Source organism: Occallatibacter sp., from assembly GCF_049802275.1.
GTDB lineage: Bacteria > Acidobacteriota > Terriglobia > Terriglobales > Acidobacteriaceae > Telmatobacter.
The window spans coordinates 1-2,188 of record NZ_JBARMD010000090.1 but is presented as its reverse complement, the minus strand read 5'-3'; the positions used below and the strand labels follow the sequence as shown (position 1 = coordinate 2,188).

Below are 2,188 nucleotides of genomic sequence, written 5' to 3'. Positions count from 1 at the left end.
ACTTTTTCTTCCACGGTACAGCGAGGAGCCAGTCAATGTAGTTGCGGCTCACGGTAGACTCAGCCGACATGGGCGGCATGGCTTCGAGCTTCTTGAGCTCCTGAACCGCCTTCTCCAGAACTTCCTTGGGCATTCCGGCGGCTTCAATCTTCTTGCGCAGTTCGTCGAACTCGCTTTTCTCGCCGCGGCCAAGTTCCTTCTGGATTGCCTTGATCTTTTCGTTGAGGTAATACTCTTTCTGCGCCCGCTCCATCTGCCGCTTGACGCGCGACTGGATGTTGCGATCGAGGTCGAGCTTTTCAATTTCAATATCGAGCACGTCGGCAATGCGGGCAAGCCGCGATGCCGGATCGAAGATGCCGAGCAGTTCCTGCTTCTCTTCAATACCCATCTGCAGATTGGCCGCGATAGTGTCGGAGAGCTTTGCGGGCTCGTCCATGCGCACCGTGGCGATGATGGTCTCGTAGTTTAGAGATTGCTGCAGCTTCACGTACTGCTCGAATAGCGACGTGACGCGCTGCATCAGCTGTTCAGCCGCCGGCGTCATTTCAAAATCAGTTTTGCCGGTGCGCACCGTGGCTACGAAGAATCCGTCGCGATCGTTTACTTCGATCGACTTCGCGCGCTCGACGCCTTCCACCAGTACCTTGATGTTGCCGTCGGGCATCTTCACGCTTTGCACGATATTGCAGATGGAGCCGACCTGAAAAATCTCCTTGGCCTTTGGTTCGTCGATGGAAGCGTCGTGCTGGGTGGCTAGAAATATCTTGCGATCGCCATTGAGTGCTTCTTCAAGCGCGCGCACGCTGGAGAGGCGGCCGACCACGAAGGGCGTCATCATGTAGGGGAAGATCACCATGTCCCGGATGGGCATCATGGGAAGTTTGCGCGGCTCGCTCTTTTCTTTCGAAGCAGTCATAGAAGCACCATGGGGTTTAGACGCGCGACCGGTACTGTGGGTTCCAGTATCTGGCGAGTCTTGTTGGGATTGTACAGCGGAAATGCCCTGAGAGGGTGAAACCGGGTCCTCACAGACTCAAAGGTCACATCCGCGAAGTGATGTGACCTTTGAGTATACGAAAACGGATTGTACCGGATGATCAGCCAGCCTTCTCAAGCAGGCATAGCGACAGGTCGCGGCGTTCCACCATGTCCTTGGTGATTTCGAGATCGCGCACCTTCTTGTTCGAGGGCAGGTGATACATAAGGTCGAGCATCAGTTCTTCGAGGATCATGCGCAGACCGCGTGCGCCCACTTTGCGGGCCAGTGCCTCGCGCGCGATGCCGCCGATTGCTTCCTGCGTGAAGTGGAGGCGAACATTCTCGTATTCAAGCAGGCGCTGATACTGCTTGACGATCGCGTTGCGCGGCTTGGTAAGAATCTCAACGAGTGCCGCTTCATCGAGCTCATCCAGAATGCCCATCACAGGCAGACGTCCAACAAACTCCGGAATCAATCCGTACTTGATCAAGTCCTGCGGCTCGGTCTTGCGCAGCAACTCCGTGTCGCGATGCGAACGAGATGTCGCTGCATCGGCTTCGGCGTCCACTGATTTAAATCCAAGAGCCTTCTTGCCGATACGGCGTCCGACGACGCGCTCCAATCCGACAAACGCCCCGCCGCAGATGAACAGGATGTTGGTCGTGTCGACGGCGGTAAATTCCTGGTGCGGATGCTTGCGGCCACCTTGTGGCGGAACGTTTGCAACCGTGCCTTCGAGGATTTTCAGCAACGCCTGCTGCACGCCTTCGCCGGAGACGTCACGCGTGATCGACGGGTTCTCGTCCTTGCGGCCGATCTTGTCGATTTCGTCGATGTAGATGATTCCCTGCTGGGCGCGGGTCACATCGCCATCGGCTGCCTGCAGGAGTTTGAGGATGATGTTCTCGACGTCCTCGCCTACATACCCGGCTTCCGTGAGCGTGGTTGCATCCACAATCGCGAAGGGAACGTCGAGCATCTTGGCCAGGGTGTGCGCCAGAAGGGTCTTGCCTGAGCCCGTTGGCCCGATGAGCAGGATGTTCGATTTCGCGAGTTCAACTTCGTTGTTGCGCATGCGATTCATCTGCACGCGCTTGTAGTGGTTGTAAACGGCAACTGCGAGCTTCTTTTTGGTCTGGTCCTGCCCGATTACGAAGTCATCGAGGAAGCTTTTGACTTCCTGCGGCTTGGGCAGGTGGCCGGCGG

General features: G+C 56.7%; 2 protein-coding genes. Both read right to left on the bottom strand.

The annotated features are described in order from the left end of the window. On the bottom strand, positions 1-919 hold a 919-nt coding region (locus WA354_RS03025; protein ID WP_472811532.1), incomplete at its 3' end, for an LON peptidase substrate-binding domain-containing protein. A gap of 181 nt (positions 920-1,100) precedes the next feature. Continuing rightward, the coding region (gene clpX / locus WA354_RS03020) for an ATP-dependent Clp protease ATP-binding subunit ClpX (RefSeq protein ID WP_472811531.1) at positions 1,101-2,188 on the bottom strand (1,088 nt) is incomplete at its 5' end.